This window comes from Bacillus sp. HMF5848 (assembly GCF_003944835.1).
In the GTDB taxonomy this organism is placed as follows: Bacteria; Bacillota; Bacilli; order Bacillales; family HMF5848; genus HMF5848.
In genome coordinates this window covers 3,721,968-3,745,608 of the sequence record NZ_RWIV01000001.1, presented here as the reverse complement: position 1 = coordinate 3,745,608, position 23,641 = coordinate 3,721,968, and the positions used below count along the sequence as shown (strand labels likewise).

20 protein-coding genes are annotated in these 23,641 nt (G+C 38.2%); 19 read left to right on the top strand and 1 reads right to left on the bottom strand.

Annotated elements, in window-relative coordinates; translation table 11 throughout:
- The first annotated feature begins 5 nt into the window (after positions 1 to 5).
- The 15 genes from EJF36_RS18045 to cccB all read left to right on the top strand — a co-directional run bounded on the left by EJF36_RS18045 (position 6) and on the right by cccB (position 17,346).
- Positions 6 to 1,262, top strand: coding sequence for a UDP-glucose dehydrogenase family protein (locus tag EJF36_RS18045; protein ID WP_125907624.1), 1,257 nt, complete (start codon positions 6 to 8; stop codon positions 1,260 to 1,262).
- Positions 1,240 to 2,580, top strand: coding sequence for a glycosyltransferase family 2 protein (locus tag EJF36_RS18040; protein WP_260471937.1), 1,341 nt, complete (start codon positions 1,240 to 1,242; stop codon positions 2,578 to 2,580). Before EJF36_RS18045 ends, EJF36_RS18040 begins: the two co-directional genes overlap by 23 nt.
- A 45-nt stretch (positions 2,581 to 2,625) precedes the next feature.
- Complete coding sequence (locus tag EJF36_RS18035; protein WP_260471936.1) at positions 2,626 to 3,579, top strand: glycosyltransferase family 2 protein; 954 nt, start codon at positions 2,626 to 2,628, stop codon at positions 3,577 to 3,579.
- A 254-nt stretch (positions 3,580 to 3,833) separates the two neighbouring features.
- The gene (locus EJF36_RS18030) at positions 3,834 to 4,031 is read left to right on the top strand and encodes a YjfB family protein (protein ID WP_125907623.1); all 198 of its coding nucleotides are present in this window, start codon (positions 3,834 to 3,836) and stop codon (positions 4,029 to 4,031) included.
- A gap of 105 nt (positions 4,032 to 4,136) precedes the next feature.
- Positions 4,137 to 6,299, top strand: a complete 2,163-nt coding sequence (locus EJF36_RS18025) for a DNA topoisomerase III (protein ID WP_125907622.1) — start codon at positions 4,137 to 4,139, stop codon at positions 6,297 to 6,299.
- A gap of 46 nt (positions 6,300 to 6,345) precedes the next feature.
- Positions 6,346 to 6,711: a flagellar protein FlaG gene (gene flaG, locus EJF36_RS18020; RefSeq protein ID WP_125907621.1), complete on the top strand. Its 366-nt coding sequence runs from the start codon at positions 6,346 to 6,348 to the stop codon at positions 6,709 to 6,711.
- A 20-nt stretch (positions 6,712 to 6,731) separates the two neighbouring features.
- A complete protein-coding gene (fliD, locus tag EJF36_RS18015) occupies positions 6,732 to 8,837 on the top strand; it encodes a flagellar filament capping protein FliD (protein WP_185806955.1) in 2,106 nt (701 codons plus the stop codon).
- A 12-nt stretch (positions 8,838 to 8,849) separates the two neighbouring features.
- On the top strand, positions 8,850 to 9,251 hold the full coding sequence (gene fliS / locus EJF36_RS18010; RefSeq protein ID WP_125907620.1) for a flagellar export chaperone FliS: 402 nt from the start codon (positions 8,850 to 8,852) through the stop codon (positions 9,249 to 9,251).
- On the top strand, positions 9,251 to 9,595 hold the full coding sequence (locus EJF36_RS18005) for a flagellar protein FliT (RefSeq protein WP_125907619.1): 345 nt from the start codon (positions 9,251 to 9,253) through the stop codon (positions 9,593 to 9,595). The genes fliS and EJF36_RS18005 overlap by 1 nt, the downstream gene beginning before the upstream one ends.
- Positions 9,596 to 10,142: 547 nt before the next feature.
- Positions 10,143 to 10,688: a ribosome hibernation-promoting factor, HPF/YfiA family gene (hpf, locus tag EJF36_RS18000; protein ID WP_125907618.1), complete on the top strand. Its 546-nt coding sequence runs from the start codon at positions 10,143 to 10,145 to the stop codon at positions 10,686 to 10,688.
- A 358-nt stretch (positions 10,689 to 11,046) separates the two neighbouring features.
- Positions 11,047 to 11,817, top strand: coding sequence for a C10 family peptidase (locus EJF36_RS17995; RefSeq protein ID WP_125907617.1), 771 nt, complete (start codon positions 11,047 to 11,049; stop codon positions 11,815 to 11,817).
- A 240-nt stretch (positions 11,818 to 12,057) separates the two neighbouring features.
- Complete coding sequence (gene secA, locus EJF36_RS17990) at positions 12,058 to 14,565, top strand: preprotein translocase subunit SecA (RefSeq protein ID WP_125907616.1); 2,508 nt, start codon at positions 12,058 to 12,060, stop codon at positions 14,563 to 14,565.
- A gap of 437 nt (positions 14,566 to 15,002) precedes the next feature.
- Positions 15,003 to 16,104, top strand: a protein-coding gene (gene prfB, locus EJF36_RS17985) for a peptide chain release factor 2 (protein ID WP_125907615.1) whose coding sequence is annotated in 2 segments (ribosomal slippage) — positions 15,003 to 15,074 and positions 15,076 to 16,104 — 1,101 coding nt in all. Because the reading frame shifts where the segments join, the coding sequence is not laid out codon by codon here.
- 4 nt (positions 16,105 to 16,108) lie between these two features.
- Positions 16,109 to 16,942 carry a YitT family protein gene (locus EJF36_RS17980; protein ID WP_125907614.1) on the top strand — a complete coding sequence of 278 codons (834 nt, stop codon included), beginning with the start codon at positions 16,109 to 16,111 and terminating at the stop codon, positions 16,940 to 16,942.
- A gap of 59 nt (positions 16,943 to 17,001) precedes the next feature.
- Positions 17,002 to 17,346, top strand: a complete 345-nt coding sequence (gene cccB / locus EJF36_RS17975) for a cytochrome c551 (protein ID WP_125907613.1) — start codon at positions 17,002 to 17,004, stop codon at positions 17,344 to 17,346.
- A 692-nt stretch (positions 17,347 to 18,038) separates the two neighbouring features.
- Here the strand turns inward: cccB and EJF36_RS17970 are convergent.
- The gene (locus EJF36_RS17970; protein WP_125907612.1) at positions 18,039 to 18,338 is read right to left on the bottom strand and encodes a hypothetical protein; all 300 of its coding nucleotides are present in this window, start codon (positions 18,336 to 18,338) and stop codon (positions 18,039 to 18,041) included.
- 512 nt (positions 18,339 to 18,850) lie between these two features.
- On the opposite strand from EJF36_RS17970, the gene ftsE reads away from it, so the two are divergent.
- The 4 genes from ftsE to EJF36_RS17950 all read left to right on the top strand — a co-directional run bounded on the left by ftsE (position 18,851) and on the right by EJF36_RS17950 (position 23,573).
- Positions 18,851 to 19,537 (top strand): cell division ATP-binding protein FtsE, encoded by a 687-nt coding sequence (ftsE, locus tag EJF36_RS17965; protein ID WP_125907611.1) that lies wholly within the window; start codon positions 18,851 to 18,853, stop codon positions 19,535 to 19,537.
- Complete coding sequence (gene ftsX / locus EJF36_RS17960) at positions 19,527 to 20,420, top strand: permease-like cell division protein FtsX (protein WP_125907610.1); 894 nt, start codon at positions 19,527 to 19,529, stop codon at positions 20,418 to 20,420. The genes ftsE and ftsX overlap by 11 nt, the downstream gene beginning before the upstream one ends.
- A 46-nt stretch (positions 20,421 to 20,466) precedes the next feature.
- Positions 20,467 to 21,699: a murein hydrolase activator EnvC family protein gene (locus EJF36_RS21935; protein WP_260471935.1), complete on the top strand. Its 1,233-nt coding sequence runs from the start codon at positions 20,467 to 20,469 to the stop codon at positions 21,697 to 21,699.
- 413 nt (positions 21,700 to 22,112) lie between these two features.
- On the top strand, positions 22,113 to 23,573 hold the full coding sequence (locus tag EJF36_RS17950) for a S41 family peptidase (protein ID WP_125907609.1): 1,461 nt from the start codon (positions 22,113 to 22,115) through the stop codon (positions 23,571 to 23,573).
- The last annotated feature ends 68 nt before the right edge of the window (positions 23,574 to 23,641 follow it).

Genomic DNA, 23,641 nt, shown 5'->3' with positions numbered 1-23,641 from the left:
TGTCTATGAGCTATAAAATTACAGTGCTGGGTCTTGGATTTGTAGGATTGACCACAGCGTTATCCTTTTCAGAGAAGAACCATAAGGTATTTGGTTTTGATATAGACCAAGAAAAAGTAGAATGTTTACAATCTGGAAAAGTACCCTTTTTAGAGCCAGGTTTGGATGAGGCTCTAAATCGACATCTTAATAATAATTTTGTATTAACTGATAATGTTTCAAATGCTGTTAAGCAGAGCGATTTTATATTCTTATGTGTTGGTACTCCAACAGGAAAATCAGGTGAAGCGGACCTGAAGTATATTTTTAATGCAATTGATATGTTTTATTCTGTCTTAAACGATGATAAATATAGAGTAGTAGTAGTAAAATCAACAGTGCCGCCGGGTACGACTTCGGAAAAAATTACACCTTATTTAATAAAGTTAGGTGTTAAAGTTGGAGAAGCTGTGAGTATTGCAAATAATCCAGAGTTTTTAAGAGAAGGACATTGCTGGGATGACATGTTGAATGCTGATAGAATTGTATGTGGTGTTTCAGATATGAAATCTGAAAGTATGTTACGCAATTTGTATAAGAATTTTAATACCCTTTTTTTTGCTGTATCTCTTAATACAGGAGAATATACTAAATACTTATCTAATACATTTCTTGCTACCATGATTAGTTATGCAAATGAAATGTCAAAAATCGCTACTGTTATAGGGGATATTCAAATTAAAGATGCATTTAATATATTACATTTAGATCGTCGATGGGGGAATGCTGATATGGCATCTTATGTATTTCCAGGTTGTGGATTTGGCGGCTATTGTCTTCCTAAAGATACTCAAGCACTGTATTCTAAAGCATTCTCAAAGGGATATGATTCTAGGTTACTACATAATGTCATGAAAATAAATAATTCAATGCCACTATTTATGTTTAATAAGATTAAGGCTGTATCCAACTTAACTGATTCAATTGGTATCCTTGGTCTCTCATTTAAACCTGGTTCAGACGATGTACGGGACAGTTCCGCTGCAAAAATAATATCAATGTTAATTAATGAAGGTCATAATAATATTTTTGCATATGATCCTGTTTCCAACAAGAATTTTGACAAAGAGTATAAATTTAAACAAATAAAGTATCATCATACTCTTAATTCAATATGTGAGGAAGCGAACGTCTTAGTATTGGTGACAGCTTGGGATGAGTTTCGGGAAGTGAATAAAAAGTACCCTAACAAGCCGATAATTGATTGCAGATATTTTTTATGAGGTGATTGCCTTGCCACTACTTAGTATTGTAATACCTGTGTATAATGTGGAAAACTACCTTCGATATTGTCTTAAAAGTATAGTAGAGCAAGATTGTAACGATATTGAAGTAATTTTAATTAATGATGCGTCAACTGATTTTAGTGGGCAAATATGTGATGATTTTTCTAATCAATATGAGTTTATAAAGGTAATTCATTTAAAACAAAACTCTCTACCTGCCTTTGTTAGAAACTTAGGAATGTCTATAGCTTGTGGTAAATACATTCACTTCTGTGATAGTGATGACTATTATCTTGAAGATAGCTTATCTGAAATCAAAAAAAAATTGACTTTCGAAGCACCAGAAGTATTGATAGGGCAATTTATTTGCAGGCCAGAAAAAGGCGCTTTTGTTACTCAAGATATTAAATTGAATGCTGAAATAATTGACAAAGCAAATTCTGAGGATATAGTAAAATATTTCCTAGAACTTCCTTATCTACTGTGTACACCATGGAGGTTTATTGTAAAAAGAGAATTATTAATGGGGAACAATATAACTTTCCCTGAGGGACTTCATTCCGAGGATGAGGAGTGGGTACCCAAATTGCTGTGCATTGGGCAAACTTTCACACTATTGCCTAAGCCATTTTATTGTTATCGTCCTAGAGCAGTAGGGTCAATTACAGCAAGCAAAACATACTTACATAGTAAATCGCATTTAATCGTTGCACTTAACCTCTTAGTGTTTTTATATGAGAAAAAATATTCTAATGCACGGATGGAATTGATTTATTCTCGAGTGAAGTTTCTTTTTGACTTGTTCTCTATGCGATGTGATACGTTTTACCCCAGTCAAATATATGAACTCAGTCTAATAATTAATCGTTATAAGACAGTTATACCGATGTTAAAACAAATCTATACTAACGACCTTAATATCTTTGAGTTTCTTAATAAATATGGGGCTTATAATGGGTTAAGGCTATATCGCAATTATATTATCGAAAAAACTGTTTTATTAGTGGTAGGTAAAGAAGATAAGGCAATTTATATATTCCCTACTGGTTATAATGGAGAAGGAACTGCACGAATCTTAATCGATGCAGGTTATGAAATAAGTGGTTTTCTCGATAATAGTGAAACCAAGCAAGGTTGTAAAATAGAGGGCTTGACAGTATATTCTCCAGATAAGCTTTCAGAGTTATCGATAGAAGAAAAACTCAATACAGTAGTAGTTATAGCAATGCAAAAGGAAAATACCGCAAAGGAATTGGAGAATCAGTTAAGAGTGTTAGGGGTTATAGAGTCACAAATCCTCAAAAAGTCGATATAATAGGAATACGTTTATTTAAGACATCTAAAAAGAGGTAGTGATAGATTGAAACCAACCATTAGTGTAATAATGTCCACATATAATCGTAACGATTATCTCCCAAAATCCATAGAAAGTATTTTATCTCAAACATACTCAGGGTTTGAGCTCGTTTTAGTGAACAATGGATCAACCGATGGGAGTGAAGAAATCTGTAAACATTATGCAAAATATGATAAGCGAATAAAATTAGTTGAAATTCAGGATAACAACGGAGCACCTGCAGGAAGAAATATGGGACTTGAAAACGCTCAATATGAATATGTCACAATAGTAGATGATGATGATGTATGCGAACCAGAAATGTTAGAATTTCTTTGGAACCTCACAAGTAAATACAAGGCTGATATTTCTATTTGTGGCAGTTGGAATAAAACAGGGGATAATCTCGAGCCATATTTTATATATGATGATTTGTTGTTGTTGAATAAAGAGGAAGGTTTAGAAGAGTTATTAAAGCGAGAAAAATATAATGTAGCTCCTCCAACGAAGCTCTTCCGAAAATCTTTATTTGATAATATAAGATTCAAAGCAGGTGTTTTAGTTGACGATATTCACGTAATTTATAAAGTTTTCGCAAATGCTAACCGTGTTGTTGCTCAAGGTAAACCGCTTTATTACTTCAGAAAGCATTCAAATAATATGACTAGTTTTATTCAAACTAATAATTTAACACCTCAATTATTACAAGAATATTTAAATGCATTCACTGAGCGGACAATGTACCTGTCTAAAAAAGTGCCTCAAGTAACATCGAGAGCAAAATATTCAGAATGGTCATACATGTTATCTATGTGCAAGAAAATAAAAGAGTATAAGATTTTAAGTTGTGAATTAATATATCAAGAGATGGTAAAAAAATTATTAAAAAACTACACTTCTTTTTTAGATAATCCATATATCACCAATGAAGAATGTAAGGAATTGAAAAGGTTAAGGACAAATCACGAAGACATGTGAATATAATGGTATTGAGATTGTCGGGAAAGTACTTGTATCGAACTTCAATTAAGATAAAATAAAGATTAAATCAACTGCTTACCAGATTACAACATGTTTCCTATGTTTTTTACATCAAATTTAAAATAGACCAAAATAAATTCGGAGTATCAACGAGAAGAAAGCATTATGTGATGTTAGTTTATAATGGTATTTTTGGAGCCATCGTCTATTTATAAAATGCATTATAAAATGCATAGAAAGGTGGAAATACAATGGATGTTGCAAATTTGTCAATGGTACTCAATAAAGTGCAAGTACACCAGCAAGTTAATTTGTCTCTTATGAAAGATGTAATGAGTGTAGCTCAAATTAAATCTGAAGGAATATTAGAAATGATGAACCAAACTACAAAACAAATGGAGCTTTCTGTTAACCCACATATTGGTGCCAACATTGATATACGTGGATAAGTATCAACAAATAATGCTAGTTAATAGAGGTTTTGAGGGATTGGAAATTAGTGTTGTAAATTCTGGTCCCTCGCTATAGATTTAATAAAATAAGTAGGTGTCCCCATGAAACTAATTATCGCAGAAAAGCCTGATCAAGGCGCTACCCTCGCTAAGCCCTTCAAATCTAAAAAACATCAAGGTTATATAGAGATTTTTCCCCACGAGTTGTTTCCAAAAGGTGCATACGTGACTTGGGCAGTTGGCCACATTTTAGAGCTTCAGGCCCCAGAGAAATATAAGCAAGAATGGAAGCGGTGGTCTTTGAATACTCTTCCAATTACTCCAGAGAGGTTTAATTACCAAGTAGTTCGTTCAAAAGCAAAGCAATACAATATAGTTAAGTCTCTCCTTCTTAAACCAGAAGTTACTGAAATTATTCACGCGGGTGATGCTGGTCGAGAAGGAGAGCTTATTGTTCGAAATATTATCTATAAAGTTGGTGTGAAAAAGCCAATAAAGAGATTGTGGATTTCTTCATTAACTTCCAATGCGATTTTAGATGGTTTTAATAATTTACTGTCTGAAAAGGATACAAGACCCCTTTTTCATGAAGCGTATTCTCGTGCTTGTGCCGATTGGTTAGTAGGCATGAATGCGTCGCGCGTTTATAGTTTACTTTTACAAAAAAGAGGCATGAAAGATGTGTTTTCTGCTGGACGTGTGCAAACTCCTACTTTAGCTCTTATAGTGAAACGAGAGAAAGAGATAGAAAGCTTTGTCAGTGAACCGTTTTGGGAAGTTCTCGCTACTTTTAATATAAACGGTAAAGAGTATGAAGGAAAGTGGATGAAAGATAATGAAACACGTTTGAAAGATCAGCAGTTAGCGCAAAAAATTGCTGCCTTTTGTAAGAACAAGCCAGCACAAATATCTGATATTAATACAGAACGGAAAGAATACTTACCACCAATTTTGTTTAATCTTTCAGCTCTGCAAGCAACAGCCAATAAAGCATTTAAATTTTCACCCAAAAAAACCCTTGATACATTACAAAAACTTTATCAAAAAGGTGTTGTCTCGTATCCTCGTACAGATTCACAATATGTGACTCGAGGTGAAGCGGAAATGTTTCCAGCGATTCTTCAAAAAATAAGTTTTTTTTCAGCTTATGAGAACCTTTTTCCGTTACCGACGCAAACTATTATCGACAACAGACGCTTCGTCAATGAAAAGAAGGTAACTGATCACTATGCTATTATTCCTACCGAGCAAGTGACCGATCCTAGTAAACTATCTGCTGATGAACAAAAACTGTACGACTTAATTATTCGTCGACTAATTGCTGCTCATTACGAAAAAGCAATCTTTGCTTATACTACGATTACTACATTGGTAGATGGACGAGCTACATTTCAATCTAAAGGCAAGCAACAGATTCAGGAAGGCTGGCGTAAAGTCATTTTTCAAAAAGAAGATGATAAAGAGATTTTGTTACCGAATTTTGCAATTGATGAACAAGGGTATGTTCAAGATGTGAAAGTTAAAGAAGGAAAAACTCAACCACCAAAACGGTACACTGAGGGCCAACTTATTACCCTTATGAAAACGGCAGGTAAACATATTGAGAATGAAGAGCTTGAGAAAGTGTTGATGAAAACTGAAGGACTTGGGACGGAAGCTACACGTGCGTCTATTATAACGATGTTAAAAGAACGTAAATATATTCAAATCACAAAAAATCAGGTGTTTGCAACAGACAAAGCCAAAGTACTTATAGAAGCAGTCGGGTGTACGATTTTAGCGTCACCCGAAATGACGGCTAAATGGGAACAACGGTTACGAGAGATTGGCGAGGGACATGCTTCCGCAGTACAGTTCATGGAGCAAGTTAAAAAATTAAGTGAGAAAATTATTAAAGATGCACAAGATCAGTCCCTAACATGGGATTTTACTGGACTGGACACTGAATCTATTCAACGACAAAGACGATCTACATATCTAGGTCAATGCCCCTTGTGTGGTGGAAAGGTTATCGACAAAGGCAAACTCTATGGATGTAATAACTTCTCAAAAACTAAATGCTCATTTACCATATCAAAAAAAATACTAGGAAAAACTATCACACAAGCTAATGTGGAAAAAATATTAAAAGATGGAACTACAGGAAATATTGAAGGATTTAAAAAGGGAGATAGGTCATTTGTTGCATCTCTTATTTGGAACTCCAGTGAAAAGAAAATAGCTTTTCAATTTCCAGAAAATCAACTAAACAATAAAACAATTTGACCGATATAGAAAATAACAGGTAGTTTTTACGCAAAGGAGGATGCGTATGTCGATTGACCGTATTTCGTCTAATATTTCCAGAATAGTATCCTATCAAACAAACGATTCAAAAGTTCAAAAACAAGCAGATGAGATTGAAGTAGCTAAGCTTGAACAAGCAAATAATATAGTTAAAGAAGAAAAGTTTGACAAAGAGCAACTCAAAGAAGTTGTTGATGGCATGAATAAATTTATCAAACCAACGAACACAGCGTTAAAGTTTGAATTACATGAAAAATTACAAGAGTATTACGTAACTATTGTAGATGAAAGGACAAACGAGGTCGTCCGTGAGATTCCTCCTAAGAAACTACTAGACATGTATGCAGCCATGACGGAATTTCTAGGTCTTGTAGTAGATAAAAAGATATAAAAAGAAGGTAGTGAGATTTTATGAGTGGTATACGAGTGGGTGGCCTAGCAAGTGGGATGGATATAGACACACTTGTAAAGGACTTAATGAAGGCAGAAAGAATGCCTCTCGATAAAATAAAACAAAAAAAGCAAACCCTTGAGTGGCAACGTGATGATTATCGAGCCATGAATACCCTTCTTCTTGACTTTCGAGCAGAATTAACACAGATGAAGTTATCAACAAAGTATCGCGCACGGCAAGTTTCTTCGTCTAGTGAAGCCAAGGTAACAGCAACAGCTAGTAGTGCAGCAAATCAAACGTCATATTCAATTTCAAAAGTTTCACAGCTAGCACAAGCTGAAACTCAATTAAATTTAACCCCTATAGAAGTTGAAGCTTCGAAAGGGCTTTATGGTGTAACATCAGCAAGCTTATGGAGAGAAGGGGCAATAAAAAGTAAAACTATAAACGTCTCAGAAAGTAGCACTACTGTCTCAGTAGATTACGGGGGAGATACTTTAAAGGACCTAGATTCTTGGAGTGTGTCAGTGAACGGAAAAGGGTATAAAGTTGTAACAGGCACAGCGACACCGGATGAGAATAGTGTACTCGTTAACAGTGATGGCTCCTTGGTCTTTAGTGATGCTATTGCGAAGGACAGCGAAATAAAAATAGGGTACATTGCTAATGAAAATACTGATTCTAGGTCAGTTAGTCATGATACAACTTCTGTCACTTTTTCACAGGGTTCTATAAAGAATGTTTCGGAATTAAAGCTAACTAGAACTTCAACAAAGGACGGAAATACAACAACATTGTCTGATGTTAATTTTTCATTAGCTGGCGATAAGGTCATGTATGGGACGACAGAGGTTGGTACATTCAACTCAGAAACAGGCTCTATTACATTCAACGATGCAATGAAGACACACTTGCCGCCTGAGACACCCGAAGATGGGACGACATATGACTATAAACTCGAAATGACTTACAGTCAGAATTATACTACCTTTCAACTAGATACACACACATCAAAAGGTGACTTACACCAAAATTACATTGTCGCTGGTAACGAATCAATCAACAATATAGTAAGTAAAGTGAACTCTTCAGGTGTGGGAGTGACGATGTTTTTTGATTCACAAACGAAAAGAATGTCTATGACGCGAACTGAAACAGGAGATTTAAATAAAGATGTATCTCTCCATAACGGCTATGAAATGGCAGGAAGTGGTGCGCTATTTACAGACGTCATGAATTTTCATGATGTTTCAACTTCGACTATTCCTGTTGGATATGTAACAGAAGCAAAAAATGCTTCCTTTGTTATTAATGGTCTACAAACAGAGAGAACATCGAATGCCTTTGAAATGAGCGGCGTCACATTTAATCTTAAACAAACTTTTGATGAAACGGACAGTCCAAATCCAGTTAGCATTTCAGTGAGTAATGATAGTACATCTGTTTTTGATAACATTGTGCAGTTTGTAAATAAATATAATGAACTAATAGGTAAAATCCAAACTGAACTATCTGAGGAGCGTTACCGATCATATGCGCCTCTCACTGATGACCAAAGAGAATCTTTATCTGATACACAACAAGAACAATGGGAAGAAAAAGCAAAAAGTGGTTTGTTAAGAAGAGACCCGATTTTGTCAAATGCTTTATCAACTATGCGTATGAATTTTTATACTCCTGTTCTAAATGATAGTGTGTCTTCAACTCATAACCAGCTTGCCAAAATTGGTATAACAACTACAGCGAATTATCTAGAGGGTGGTAAGCTTATTATTAATGAGGCTGAGCTGAAAAAGGCAATTGAAGCTGACTCAACATCAGTGGAGAATTTGTTTAGAGGAACAGGTTCAACCGATAGTCAAACAGGTATTATTAATCGCTTATACAATTCTGTAAATGACACAATGAATAAATTAAAAGTAAAAGCTGGGAATTCTTTTTCTTCAAATCAACAGTTTGATATAGGAAGACAATTAGAAGATGTAGATAAACGAATTGACCGCTATGAGGACAGGCTTATTCAAATTGAGAACCGTTACTGGAAACAGTTCACAGCAATGGAAAAAGCGATTCAACAAGCTAATAGCCAATCCATGTATTTAATGCAACAGTTCAGTTATTAGGAGGTACTAACTTTGATTAATAATCCATATCAATCATATCAACAGAATTCAGTGACGACAGCATCGCCTGGTGAACTGACATTGATGTTATACAATGGCTGTCTAAAATTTATTAACTTAGCGAAGCATGCAATTGAGAAACGAAATATTGAAGATAAAAATATAAATCTGATAAAAGCACAAAATATCATTAATGAACTAATGGTCACACTTAATACAGACTACGAGGTTTCAAAAAATATGATGGCGATGTATGATTACATGAATCGTCGTCTTATAGAAGCAAATATTAAAAACAATGTAGAAATTCTAGGTGAAGTAGAAGATTACCTTATCGATTTTCGTGATACTTGGAAGCAAGTTATTCAAAAGAATCGTCAAAAACAATATGCATCGCAAGGTGGCGCATACTAGTGAGTGTTGTTAAGCAACTGTTTGAGTTGTCTGCACAGCTTTTTCGAGTGGTGAATGAAGAGAATATGGATCGCGATGAGCAAGTTCATGAGATTGAGCAGTTTCTTGATCACAGGGAGCAGTTGATGGCTCGGTTACAACCGCCGTACTCTTCTGAGGAGAAGGAACTGGGTCAACAGCTGGTGAAGCTGAATGAGCAAATTGATGCTCGGTTAGACCAAATAAAAACACAAATAAAGAAGGATTTGCATCAAATTAAGGTTAAAAAGCAATCCAATCGTCAGTATCAAAATCCTTATGGTCAAGTGTCAGCTGATGGAATGTTTTTTGATAAGCGCAAATAGGAGACTAACTGCAAAAGGTATTACCTTCTTTCACAGCATGGAAGGAAACAATGCAACGTGTATTAACTAAATATGTACAGCAGTAGAACGTTCCCGCGAGGTGCGTTCTTTTTTGCTCATTCCAGCTTATTTCGCCCGATAAAGTTTGTAGAACTTATTGAAAAACACGCCTGAAAAAAATGTTTAACTCCCCTACATTAGGGTAAAACATAAAGTGTCATATTTCTCTATAACATCGCGAGTAAAATCCTACTCCAGCAGTGAACCGCGGCGAAAAAATCTCTGTTCACATAATTGTCATAAAAGGCAATAGAAGGATAAAAACCTTATTATGGCGCGGAATTCCTGCGTAAAAAAACAAAATATTTTTCTTTTGAAAAGCAGGAATTAAACGAGTCGATGTAGAAATATGTTTATACAAAGCAAAGGTGGTAACAATAGGAATGTAATCATTTGGTCAATCGATTTTGGAATCGGTTACAGCCAAATGGTGCATGGCTGACGGTCGGCTCTTTGCTTTTACAGAAAGACAAAGGAGGAGTTCTGTATGAATTTCAACATTCGAGGCGAAAACATTGATGTAACTCCAGCAATTAGAGAGTACGTTGAGAAGAAAATTAGCAAATTGGAGCGTTATTTTGATGATACTCCAAGTACAGAAGTAAATGCGAATTTGAAAGTTTACAATGATAAGCAAAGCAAAGTAGAAGTGACTATTCCGATGCCAGGTTTGATGCTACGTGCAGAGGAGTCACATACTGATATGTATGCTGCCATTGACTTGGTCAGCGATAAAATCGAACGACAAATACGTAAGCATAAAACAAAGGTTAACCGCAAATTACGTGACCAAGGTTCACCGAAGTTTTTCTTCAACGGTGAAACGGAAGCAGCGGTTACTACTGTAGATGAAGAGATGGAAGTTGTACGTACTAAGCGTTTTGATTTAAAACCTATGGATGCTGAAGAAGCTGTTCTACAGATGAATCTTTTAGGCCATGCATTTTTCGTATTTACCAACTCAGCTACTAATAAAACAAACGTAGTGTATAAGCGTAAAGATGGACGCTACGGTTTGATTGAACCTAACTAAAAAAATTGTTTGGCAAGCATAGTCCGCAACACGGGGCTATGCTTGTTTGTTTATACGATTTCGTAACGGTGTTCTTCCCGTAAATTATGTTTGTTGTTATCGACATACCATTTCGCAATTCGGCTCCAAGTGAGTTGCGTATGTTTATCGACAGCTTCGTGACAGCGTTGATCCACGAAAATTCCGTATGCTTCATTTTATGAATCTCTCTACATCTTAATGACTTTCCAATGTGCTAGCATTATACCCCTTTCATCTTTTTTATCAAATTGTGAAATTTCCCGGATATTGTCCAATTACATAATTAAAAGTGATACAATTTTCTGTATGATAAACAAATAGAGATGTGGGTGAGTATATGAAAAAGCTTGCACTAACAGGTAGTGCGTTGCTGCTAGCGTTTGTTGTATCAGCGTGTGGGAACCAAGCTCAAGCTCCTACAACAGTAGATAGTAAGTATAATGTGATAGAACTAGCAGACACACCAAAAACATTGATTGAAACGGCATGGAAACAGGAGGGCCCATTCACGGCGGCTACGCCTAATCATGAGCTAGCGGGGCAATGGCCTGTCGGATTAGCGGAAATTATGTATTATCATGAGCTGCAGCCAGGGGATGCGGTTCAATATACAACATCCAATGATACAACCGTTGATGAAAATTTTGGCTTGTTTCGTTTTAAGTGGCAGAAGTTTGAGCCAACGTTAGATGATAAATCACATGGTGGGGCTGTTATTCAAGTATCGACTTACTTGTACTACGCTGCGGCAACCATTCACAAAGATTTCGGTACAGAAGGGTATTTGTTAACGCCGCAAGAGATGGTACCGGCAATAGAAAAGCATTATGCTGTTGATGCGGAGGCGTATGTGTATGACAGTGCGGCTGCGTTCGATCAGTATAAGGCCGACATTACTAGCACCATCAAGGACCATATAGACAATAAACAACCTATTTTCTTTGCTTACGGCACACAGGATCTTGCAGCTGTAATAGATGGCTACAAAGAAGAGGGCGACAGCTTTTACGTGCACCTCGCACATACAGGCTGGTTTGATTTATTCAAATCTATTCGCTCGGATGAAGATGATTTAAGTCAACGTGTGATTTTGACGGTGGCACCGTAGTTTTTATCTTTTTGCGAGCAGTAATAATAATTTTTTTTGAAACTATAGTAGTCTGTCAAACGTAGTAAACACCATAACTTGGCTTTTCTACTGTTATTGTTGTACCAACTACCGCAAAGTGATAATATTAAAGTTGGACTTATTACATTTGGTGCTTAGCACCATTTTTCTTTTATCTGGTTAGTTTTTGCGACATAACAAAATACAGTATAGATAGATTAAATAAAAGGAGCGTTTTTGATGCTTGGCTTATTAAATAAAGTGTTCGATACGAATAAACGCACTTTGAAGCGCTATGAAAAAATAGCACAAGAGATTGATGCGTTAGCGTCACAAATGGAACAGCTCACAGATGAGCAGCTTCGCCAAAAGACAGATGAGTTTAAGCAGCGTTATCAGCAAGGAGAAAGTCTTGATAAGATGCTTGTTGAAGCGTTTGCTGTAGTACGTGAATCTGCAAAGCGTGTGCTCGGTTTGTACCCTTATTTTGTACAGCTCATGGGTGGTATTGCCTTACATGAAGGAAATATTTCTGAGATGAAAACAGGGGAAGGTAAAACGTTAACGTCTACCCTGCCTGTTTACTTGAATGCCATTACAGGTAAAGGTGTTCACGTCATTACGGTGAACGAATACTTAGCGAGCCGTGATGCGCATGAGATGGGTCAACTGTATGAGTTTTTAGGCTTAACAGTTGGTTTGAACTTAAATGGTCTGCAAAAAGAAGAGAAAATTGAAGCGTACCAAGCTGATGTTACGTACGGTACGAACAACGAGTTTGGCTTCGACTACTTGCGTGACAACATGGTGCTTTACAAAGAGCATATGGCGCAGCGTCCGTTGCACTTTGCGATTGTCGATGAGGTTGACTCGATTTTAATTGATGAGGCGCGTACGCCGTTAATTATTTCGGGACAAGCTGAGAAGTCAACGCAATTATATGTGTTAGCGAACATGTTTGTTCGTTCGTTAAAGGTAGAAGAAGACTACACATATGATGAAAAAACTAAAGGTGTGCAGCTGACAGAAGAAGGTATTAACAAAGCTGAGAAAGCCTTTAAAATTGAGAACCTGTTTGATGTGGCAAATGTATCTTTAACGCACCACATTAACCAAGGGCTAAAAGCACATGCTTCTATGCATAAAGATATCGATTACGTTGTCGATGAAGGTGAAATTGTAATTGTTGACCAATTTACTGGTCGTTTAATGAAGGGCCGTCGTTACAGTGATGGCTTGCACCAAGCGATTGAAGCGAAGGAAGGCGTCGAAATTCAAAATGAAAGTATGACGCTTGCGACAATCACATTCCAGAACTACTTCCGTATGTATGAAAAGCTTGCTGGTATGACTGGTACAGCGAAAACAGAGGAAGAGGAATTCCGTAACATTTACAATATGAACGTTGTTGTCATTCCAACGAACAAGCCAGTTATCCGTGATGACCGTGCCGATTTAATTTACTCTACAATGCAAGGTAAATTCAATGCGGTTGTAGAAGATATCGCGGAGCGTCATCGTAATGGGCAACCAGTGCTTGTTGGTACAGTTGCGATTGAAACGTCAGAGCTTATTTCTAAGCTTTTAAAGAAAAAAGGTGTGCCGCATAACGTATTAAATGCGAAGCAGCATTTCAGTGAAGCGGAAATTATTTTACAAGCAGGTCAAAAGGGTGCTGTCACGATTGCGACTAACATGGCCGGTCGTGGTACAGACATTAAGCTTGGCGAAGGTGTAAGAGAGCTTGGCGGTCTTGCGGTTGTAGGTACAGAGCGTCATGAGAGTCGTCGTATCGATAATCAGCTTCGTGGTCGTTCTGGTCGTCAAGGGGACCCTGGTGTCACGCAGTTCTACTTGTCGATGGAGGATGAACTGATGCGTCGCTTCGGTTCAGACAATATGAAGTCGATGATGGACCGCTTAGGTCTTGATGATGATCAACCGATTCAAAGTAAAATGGTGTCACGTGCCGTTGAATCTGCACAAAAACGTGTTGAGGGTAACAACTTTGATGCACGTAAGCAGTTGCTTCAATATGATGACGTTCTTCGTCAGCAGCGTGAGGTTATTTACAAGCAACGCTTTGACGTATTAGCGTCTGAGAACTTACGTGATATTGTCGAAGAAATGGTTAAGTCAGCTATTAATCGTAACGTTAGCGTTCATACGCAAGATGATCTGCAGGAAGAATGGGATCTTAAGAGTATCGTCGATTACGTGAGTGGTAACCTGTTACCAGAAGGTACAATTACGGAAACGACGCTAAAAGGCAAGGAAACAGAAGAGATCATTGAAACAATCTTCGATGCTTGTAAGAAAGCGTATGATGAAAAAGAAGATTTAATTACGTCTGAACAAATGCGTGAGTTTGAAAAAGTTATCGTACTCCGCGTTGTTGATACAAAGTGGATGAGTCACATTGACGCGATGGAGCAGCTTCGTCAAGGTATCCACCTTCGTGCATACGGACAAATTGATCCACTTCGTGAGTATCAAATGGAAGGCTTTGCAATGTTTGAAGCGATGATTACATCGATTGAAGATGACGTTGCAAAATATATCATGAAGGCACAAATTCGCAGCAACTTAGAGCGTCAAGAGGTTGCGAAAGGTCAAGCTGTTAATCCGAAGGATAACGAAAGCGAAAAGGCAAAGCGCAAACCGGTTCGTAAGTCTGTCGATGTTGGTCGCAACGACCCATGTCCATGCGGCAGCGGGAAAAAATTCAAACAGTGCTGCGGCGCTTAAGTAGATTAGATAATGTGGTGTAGCGTGGCGAGGCGACACGAAGCGCCCGTAAAGTATCGTACGTAGCCGCAAATAAATGGATACATGACGAAAAGTGAGTGGAGTTACTCTCCTCTCACTTTTCGTGTGTTACATATAATGTTTTAAGCGTGAAATTTTAGGATTTATGCGTGAATTTTAGACGTTTATGCGCCACTTTTCGGTGTTTATGCGCTAGTTTTACCAGTTTATGCGTGAAATTCCAAGGTTTATGCGTATTTGCAAGTGTAAGCGAGAGTTAAATTAGAGCGGAATTTGCGCAATAGCTACTGTTTATGCGCGTAACCGTTGAACGTGCGACATTAGCATTGTCCACTTTTCACGAAAAGCGCATAATACTATTATTTTTTTATAAAAAAAGGCTTGTAAGGAAAACTTAACTATATGAGGTGAACGGTATGGAATTAGTAGAAATTAAGCAAGAGTTAGATAAGATGGCTAAGCGATTAGCGGACTTTAGGGGGTCTCTTTGACCTCGAGAAAAAGGAAGCTGATATTGCGAGGCTAGATGAAAAGATGTCTGATCCGTCTTTCTGGGATGATCAGCAGGCTGCGCAAACTGTCATCAATGAGGCGAATGGGCTTAAAGATCAAGTGAATCAGTTTTATGCGTTGAATGAAGAGTACGATGATTTGCAGATGACGTATGAGCTTATAAAAGAAGAATACGATGAGGATATGCATGGTGAGCTTGAGATAGAAATGAAGCGTGTTGTGAAGGATTTCAACGAGTTTGAGCTTCAGCTTCTATTAAGCGAGCCGTATGATAAAAATAATGCTATTTTAGAGCTTCACCCCGGAGCTGGTGGCACAGAATCACAGGATTGGGGTTCTATGCTTCTCCGTATGTACACGCGTTGGGCGGAGAAAAAGGGCTTCAAAGTGGAGACACTCGATTACTTACCGGGAGATGAAGCGGGGATTAAGAGTGTGTCGCTTCTTATTAAAGGGCATAATGCATACGGGTACTTAAAGGCGGAAAAGGGTGTGCATCGTCTTGTGCGTATTTCGCCGTTTGATGCGTCTGGCCGTCGTCATACATCGTTCGTATCATGTGAGGTTATGCCTGAATTCAACGAAGAAATTGAAATCGAAGTTCGTACAGAGGACTTAAAAGTGGATACGTATCGTGCGAGTGGTGCTGGTGGACAGCATATTAATACAACCGATTCTGCCGTCCGTATTACACATGCTCCAACAGGGGTTGTCGTGACGTGTCAGTCAGAGCGTTCGCAAATTAAAAACCGTGAGCAAGCGATGAAAATGTTAAAAGCTAAGCTTTATCAGAAAAAAATCGAAGAGCAGCAAGCTGAACTTGCTGAAATTCGTGGTGAACAGAAGGATATCGGGTGGGGAAGTCAAATTCGTTCTTATGTGTTCCATCCTTATTCACTTGTGAAGGATCACCGCACTAATACAGAAGTAGGTAATGTCCAGGCAGTTATGGATGGAGATATCGATTCGTTTATCGATGCATACTTACGATCAAAATTGGGGTAGTTATATGACTTGGAATCGTGTTCGAGAAATAGGATATATTTTATTAGGTTCAGCTATTGTCGCTGTTGCCTTTAACTTGTTTTTACTGCCGAATGATGTGGCCTCTGGAGGAGTTAGTGGTATTAGTACCATTCTAGAGGATTTGTTTGGCTGGAAGCCCGCATACGTTCAATGGGCGTTTAATATCCCGTTGTTTATCGCGGGGTTAATTTTTCTCGGTGTAAAATATGGCTATAAAACGTTTATCGGAACGGTGTTTTTACCGTTTGTTGTATACTTAACGGAAAATATGGAGCCAGCTACACAAGACCCGTTACTAGGGGCGTTGTTTGGTGGAATTGGTGTCGGACTTGGTCTTGGGATTGTTTTTCGCGGAAATGCTTCGACTGGCGGCACGGATTTAGCAGCGCAAATTATCCACAAGTTTACGGGCTTATCACTTGGAACTTGTGTGGCACTCATTGATGGCTTAATCGTAATAACGGCAGCTGTTGTGTTTGATATTGAACAGGGGTTATACGCGTTAATCGGTTTGTATGTTACGAGTAAAACAATTGACCTTGTGCAAATTGGCTTAGGGTACACAAAGCTTGCTCTTATTATTACTAACAAAGAGGAAGAAGTACGCGAAGGGATTTTATATAAAATTGATCGCGGTGTAACGAAGCTGTCGGCATTTGGTGGGTATACGAACCATAAACGCCCGATTTTGATGTGTGTCGTCAATCAATCGGAGTTCACAAAATTGAAACAATTAGTAAAAAGTATTGATTCATCCGCATTTGTGATTGTTATGGATGCAGCTGAGGTGCTAGGTGAGGGTTTTAAAAGAGCCTAGAACATTATATAATGAAGGTTGTACTATGGTATTTTTTACTAAAAGAGGGGGAGTAACTTGTGAAGAAGAAGTTACTAGCATTGCTAATGGGAACGTCTCTTGTACTTGCAGCTTGTGGAGGCGGCGGAGAAGAGCCAGCTGACAACGCAGCGAGCAGTGGCGGAGACAGCGGTGCAGCTACTGTTGCAGCCGATGTTGAAAAAGTGTATCAAAGAAGCTGTGTAGGTTGTCATGGTCAAAACCTTGAGGGTGGCGTGGGCCCAGCATTAACTGCAACTGGCGCAAATCTTTCTCAAGATGAGATTGAAAGCATCATTGTAAACGGTAAAGGCGGCATGCCTGGTAATCTTGTATCAGGTGAAGATGCTGCAGCACTTGCAGCATGGTTAGCTGAAAAGAAATAATAATTCAACGAACTCTCTAGTCGAGACTAGGGAGTTTTTATTTTGTTAGTGAAAGCATTAGTTTTTTATATTTAGATTCATGTCTAGTTCTAGCAAATACGCATAATCATGAGTGGTGGAACATAGAAGGTTGCGTGCATAGCACAAATACGCATAAAAGCCTGGATTTCGCGCATAATCATGAGTGGTGGAACATAGAAGGTTGTGCGTGCATAACACAAATACGCATAAAAGCTAGGATTTCACGCATAAACAGCAAAAATTGGCGCATAAACAGTAAAATTTCGCGCATAAACACGAAAAACACACGCATAAACGTCATAATTACGCGCATAAAAAAATAAGCAAAAAACTAGGGTCGCGCGCATCTTAAATACACATAAAAGCCTGGATTTCGCGCATAATCATGAGTGGTGGAACATAGAAGGTTGTGCGTGCATAACACAAATACGCATAAAAGCTAGGATTTCACGCATAAACAGCAAAAATTGGCGCATAAACAGTAAAATTTCGCGCATAAACACGAAAAACACACGCATAAACGTCATAATTACGCGCATAAAAAAATAAGCAAAAAACTAGGGTCGCGCGCATCTTAAATACACATAAAAGCCTGGATTTCACGCATAATCATGAGTGGTGGAACATAGAAGGTTGCGTGCATAGCACAAATACGCATAAAAGCTAGGATTTCACGCATAAACATCAAAAACTAGCGCATAAACTGTAAAATTTCGCGCATAAACACGAAAAACACACGCATAAACGTCATAATTACGCGCATAAAAAAATAAGCGAAAAACTAGGGTCGGGCGCATAACACAAATACGCATAAAAGCTAGGATTTCACGCATAAACAGCAAAAATTGGCGCATAAACAGTAAAATTTCGCGCATAAACACGAAAAACTCACGCATAAACGTCATAATTACGCGCATAAAAAAATTCACACCCCACATCCCGTCCCAACTCGACCTTCCTTCCCACCACACTATCTTTTCCCCACTCCCCCACCTTCTCCCCACAATATCTGTGGAAAAACAGGCGCCAAAAGCGTTATCCACAGAGCGACAAGCTGCATAGTATACTATATCCACAGACTTTTTTAGCAAAAAATAAATGATTGTGTCATTAGCTGTCGAAATCTTCATGCATGCCATAACATTATCAACATTTTATTCACGCTATCAACAGTTAATATACACCCAACTCCATTAAAACCCGTATATATCCACATCTCACGCCTGGTTATCAACAAACCAACACCGCAGAAAAAATTAACAACACTCACTCTTTCGACAAAAAACACCACAGTACGACAGTAGTTGTCAGCCTATTAACCTCCAAACAAATACTTGAAATAAAAATGTAATATTTTTATGCCACAAATAGACAAAATATGATGTTATAATGTAAAAGGCGAGTCTATCTAGGCAAAGTTCTTAAAACTCGACAGCATTTGCTTGTGCACATTATGACAAAATACGACTTTTAGGTGATAGACATGATAGAAATGCAAAATGTATATAAAACATACCCAAATGGTGTACTTGCTGTGAATGGGATTTCTGTTCAAATACAGTCAGGTGAGTTTGTGTATGTAGTGGGACCTAGTGGAGCTGGGAAGTCCACGTTTATTAAGATGATGTATCGTGAAGAAAAACCGTCCAAAGGGACGATTATGATAAATGGTATTGATATATCTAAGCTCAAGGATAAAAAAGTACCTTTACTTCGCCGTAATATCGGCGTAGTCTTTCAGGATTTTAAACTATTACCGCGACTGACAGTTTATGAAAATGTCGCGTTTGCGCTCGAAGTAATTGAAGAACAGCCTAAGCATATTAAAAAGCGTGTCATGGAAGTTCTTGATCTTGTCCGCTTAAAGCATAAGGCTCGCTTTTATCCATCAGAGCTATCGGGGGGCGAACAGCAGCGTGTATCGATTGCTCGTTCTATCGTAAATAGCCCGAAGGTTATGATTGCCGATGAGCCAACAGGTAACTTGGATCCAGAAACATCTTGGGAAATTATGAATATCCTTGATGAAATTAATAATCGTGGGACAACAATTGTCATGGCGACACATAACCGAGAAATAGTAAACAAAATAAGACGTCGTGTTATTACCATTGAAAATGGTAAGATCGCACGTGACGAGGTTAGAGGGGAGTATGGCTATGACCTTTAGAACTGTGCGACGACATTTTCGTGAGAGCTTTAAAAGTTTGGGACGTAACGGGTGGATGACTTTTGCCTCTGTCAGTGCCGTTACTGTCACACTCCTTTTAGTCGGAGTGTTCCTCGTTTTAATGTTAAACTTAAACAATTTTGCAACGATGATTGAACAGGACGTTGAGATTCGTGTCCATGTTGATCTTGTAGCATCGCCTGAACAACAGGGTGCTTTAAAGCAGCAAATTGAAGATATTCAGCAAGTTTCCTCTGTCACTTTCTCCTCTAAGGATGAACAGCTTGACAATCTAATTAAAAGCTTTGGTGAAGATGGAGAGGCGTTTGAGTTATTTGAACAAGCGAATCCTCTATACGACGTATTCATCGTAAAAACAGATGATCCAGAAGACATTATGACAGTAGCAAATCAGATTGATTCGTTTCCTTATACAGAACGAGTTGTATTTGGTAAAGACCAAGTCGAAAAGCTCTTTAAAATTCTTAAAGTGTCTCGAAATGTTGGACTAGGGTTAATCCTAGGTCTTGTCTTTACTGCTATGTTTTTAATTTCCAATACGATAAAAATTACTATTTTTGCTCGACAAAAAGAAATTGAGATTATGAGATTAGTAGGAGCAACGAACAACTTTATCCGAGTACCATTTTTCTTAGAAGGTCTATGGTTAGGCGTGGTAGGTGCCATTCTTCCGATTGCGGCTGTGGCATCATCTTATCAATATTTATACAGTCTAATAAGTCCTAAATTAGCTAACACATTCATTCAATTGTTACCGCCGTCACCATTTATATGGGAGGTAGCAGGAATTTTAGTCGGTATAGGTGGACTAATCGGTGTGTGGGGAAGTTTAATGTCTGTTCGCCGTTTCTTAACAAAATAGTTTGCTAGATTGCATGATAAAAATTGCTTATGGGAGGTAGCTTCGCGTGAAACGATCTTGGCTCAAGTTAGCATTAATATTTACAGTCGCGTTTAGCGTAATTGCGCAGCCGGTTTTTGCTGTGACGGAAAAAGAAATTCAGGCAAAGAAGCAAGAGAAAAAGGAAGTAACACAACAACGTGCTTCTTTACAGCAAAAGATTGCAGAAAAGGAACGACTAGTTAACTCATTGCAGGCTGAACAAGCAGACATTGAGGCTGATATTAAGCAGCTTGACGAGGCTGTAGCGCAAACGAATCAAAATATTCGTGATAAGCAGGCTGAAATTGAAACGACACGTGAAGAAATTCGAATACTAGAAGAAAAAATTGCTGAGGTAAAACAACGTATTGAGCTTCGCAACGAATTGCTTACAAAGCGTGTACGTTCTTTACAAGTTGGCGGTGGTGTTGTTAGTTATTTAGATGTGTTGCTCGGAGCAAAAAGTATGAGTGACTTCCTAGATCGCGCAAGTGCCGTTTCTACTTTATTTGAAGCAGATAAAGCTATCTTAAAAGCCCATCAAGAAGATAAAGTATTAAAAGAACAACAAGAAGTGCAAATGGAAACAACATTGCAAGAGCTAGAACAAAAGCTAGTTGATTTAGAGCAATTAGAAGCAAGCTTAAAAGCACAAATTGCAGAAAAAGACCGCATTATGGAGCAGTTAGCGGAAAAAGAAGAGCAAGTACACGAAGAGCTATACGAAATTGAGGATGAAGAAGCATTATTACGCTCGCAGGAAGCTGTGCTAGATAAACTAATTAAGCGGATGATCGAACAAAAGAAGCGTGAGGAAGAAGAAGCTCGTAAAAGAGGACAAACTCCTAAGGTGACAGATGGCACGTTTATGAGACCAGCCGTTGGTCCTGTAACATCTAATTATGGCGCGCGCTGGGGAACAACGCATTTCGGTATTGATATCGGTAAGCGTGGCTCCGACGTTCCAATCGTGGCTGCAGCCGAGGGTGTTGTGTTCCGTTCTTACTATTCGAGTAGTTACGGAAATGTTGTCTTTATCTCTCACTACTTGAATGACCAAGTTTGGACTACCGTCTATGCGCACATGGAAAATCGTCTCGTATCAGAAGGACAGTCTGTAAGTAAAGGACAAAAGCTTGGTTATATGGGGAATACTGGACGCTCTTTCGGTGCTCACTTACACTTTGAATTGCACAAAGGACCTTGGAATGCATCGAAATCAAACGCAATTGATCCAAGAAAATATATTAACTTTTAACAATTTGCAACTGTAGTCACATATTTTTTCCATAAATTATATATACTATTAGAAAAACATTTGTTTTTCTGATGCTATAGGAAGGCATCGCACAGTGTTGCGGTGCTTTTTCGTTGAACTGTAAGTAGTTAGGATGAGTGTCGAGCTCCACGAACCAACGAATCCCGTTTTTCGCTGATACTGCGGTTCGGTAGCTTAAGTCCTAAACATGCAGCTATTGCACCTCAAGCGCTTGTCGTTGTTACGGAGGACTTATATTTTTCTAAATGAAAAACTTGAGAAGGTCACTAGAGTGGTCTCATTTATTTGGACGAGCATCTGCATGGCCTGGTAAGAGAAATTAGATGACTGTTCGCTGTAAGATTGGTACAATAACTTACAACTGATTGAAGTCACATAGGAGGTTGGAACGATTGAATCGTAAAGTTACAGTATTGCTTATGCTGTTATCACTTATCATAGGTGTCGGTGGCACCTATTCGCTATTACAATTAACATCCGCTGAGATGGCGAATGGTGGCGATGTAATCAGCTTACCGGTGGCAACTATTGATAAAGATGCCGATATGTCTAATGAGGATCTTGCAAAAATTGAACAAGTATACAAGCTTCTTGCCACACAGTATGTTGAGGATATAGATGAGCAGGAACTTATTGAAGGCGCTATTAACGGAATGATTGAACAGCTTGAAGACCCTTTTAGCTCATATATGGATGAGGAAACAGCGGCAAGCTTTTCGCAAAATTTAAGCTCTACTTTTGAAGGAATTGGCGCTGAGGTTAGTATGGTTGATGGCCTAGTAACGATTGTTGCACCGTACAAAGATTCCCCAGCAGAAAAAGCAGGCTTAAAGCCAAATGATCAGATTTTATCCGTAGATGGCGAATCGATTGCAGGGCTTGACTTATACGAAGCTGTTTTAAAAATTCGTGGTGAAAAAGGATCGACAGTTACACTTGAGATTAAACGACCAGGTGTAACAGAGCCTTTAATGGTTGATGTAGTTCGCGATGAGATTCCGATTGAGACTGTATATAGTGATCTTAAAGAGTACGAAGGTAAAAAAGTTGGCTATATAGAAATTGCATTGTTCTCGGAAAAAACAAGTGAGGATTTCTTTAAACAACTAAAAGAGCTTGAAAAACAAAAGATTGACGGTCTTGTTATTGATGTAAGAGGGAACCCAGGTGGATATTTACAAAGTGTGGAAGCCATTTTACGTGAATTAGTTCCTAAGGATAAACCGATGCTACAAATCGAGGATCGTAATGGTGAAACACAACGATTCTTTACGAATCTTGAAGAGAAAAAGCCGTATCCAATTGTGAGTCTTATTGATGAAGGTAGTGCATCGGCTTCAGAAATATTATCAAGTGCGCTTAAAGAAGCGGTGGGATATGATGTAGTTGGTACATCGTCATTCGGTAAAGGAACTGTTCAACAAACAGTACCAATGGATGATGGCAGTGAAGTAAAGCTTACGATGTTCAAATGGCTCACATCTGATGGAAACTGGATTCACAAAACAGGTGTTGAACCGACAGTCGAAATTAAACAACCAGATTATTTCTACGTAAGCCCTATTCAGCTTAATGAAAACGAAGTACTTGCGTATGACCAAACGAGTGAAAAGGTTGTGGCATTACAAAAAATGTTAAGTGGCTTAGGCTATGGTCCTGGTCGAGAAGATGGATATTTTAGTGAAGAGACAAAAACAGCTGTAGAAGCTTTCCAAAAAGCAAATGACTTACCTATGACAGGAAAAGTAGATGAGCAAACAGCTGTTAAGCTAGAAACAAAAATTATTGAGCGTATTCGCAGTGAAGAAAGTGACTTGCAGCTACAAACAGCGTTAAAGGTTCTTTTTAAATAGACATATTCAGGCTCTGATCCATGTGGATTAGGGTCTTTTCTTTGTGTGCAGTGTTGGTGAGTAAACGG

Coding starts and splice junctions, on each gene's coding strand:
- EJF36_RS18045 (WP_125907624.1), top strand. CDS start 6: ATGAGCTATAAAATTACAGTGCTGGGTCTTGGATTTGTAGGATTGACC.
- EJF36_RS18030 (WP_125907623.1), top strand. CDS start 3,834: ATGGATGTTGCAAATTTGTCAATGGTACTCAATAAAGTGCAAGTACAC.
- EJF36_RS18025 (WP_125907622.1), top strand. CDS start 4,137: ATGAAACTAATTATCGCAGAAAAGCCTGATCAAGGCGCTACCCTCGCT.
- flaG (WP_125907621.1), top strand. CDS start 6,346: ATGTCGATTGACCGTATTTCGTCTAATATTTCCAGAATAGTATCCTAT.
- fliD (WP_185806955.1), top strand. CDS start 6,732: ATGAGTGGTATACGAGTGGGTGGCCTAGCAAGTGGGATGGATATAGAC.
- hpf (WP_125907618.1), top strand. CDS start 10,143: ATGAATTTCAACATTCGAGGCGAAAACATTGATGTAACTCCAGCAATT.
- EJF36_RS17995 (WP_125907617.1), top strand. CDS start 11,047: ATGAAAAAGCTTGCACTAACAGGTAGTGCGTTGCTGCTAGCGTTTGTT.
- secA (WP_125907616.1), top strand. CDS start 12,058: ATGCTTGGCTTATTAAATAAAGTGTTCGATACGAATAAACGCACTTTG.
- EJF36_RS17980 (WP_125907614.1), top strand. CDS start 16,109: ATGACTTGGAATCGTGTTCGAGAAATAGGATATATTTTATTAGGTTCA.
- ftsE (WP_125907611.1), top strand. CDS start 18,851: ATGATAGAAATGCAAAATGTATATAAAACATACCCAAATGGTGTACTT.
- ftsX (WP_125907610.1), top strand. CDS start 19,527: ATGACCTTTAGAACTGTGCGACGACATTTTCGTGAGAGCTTTAAAAGT.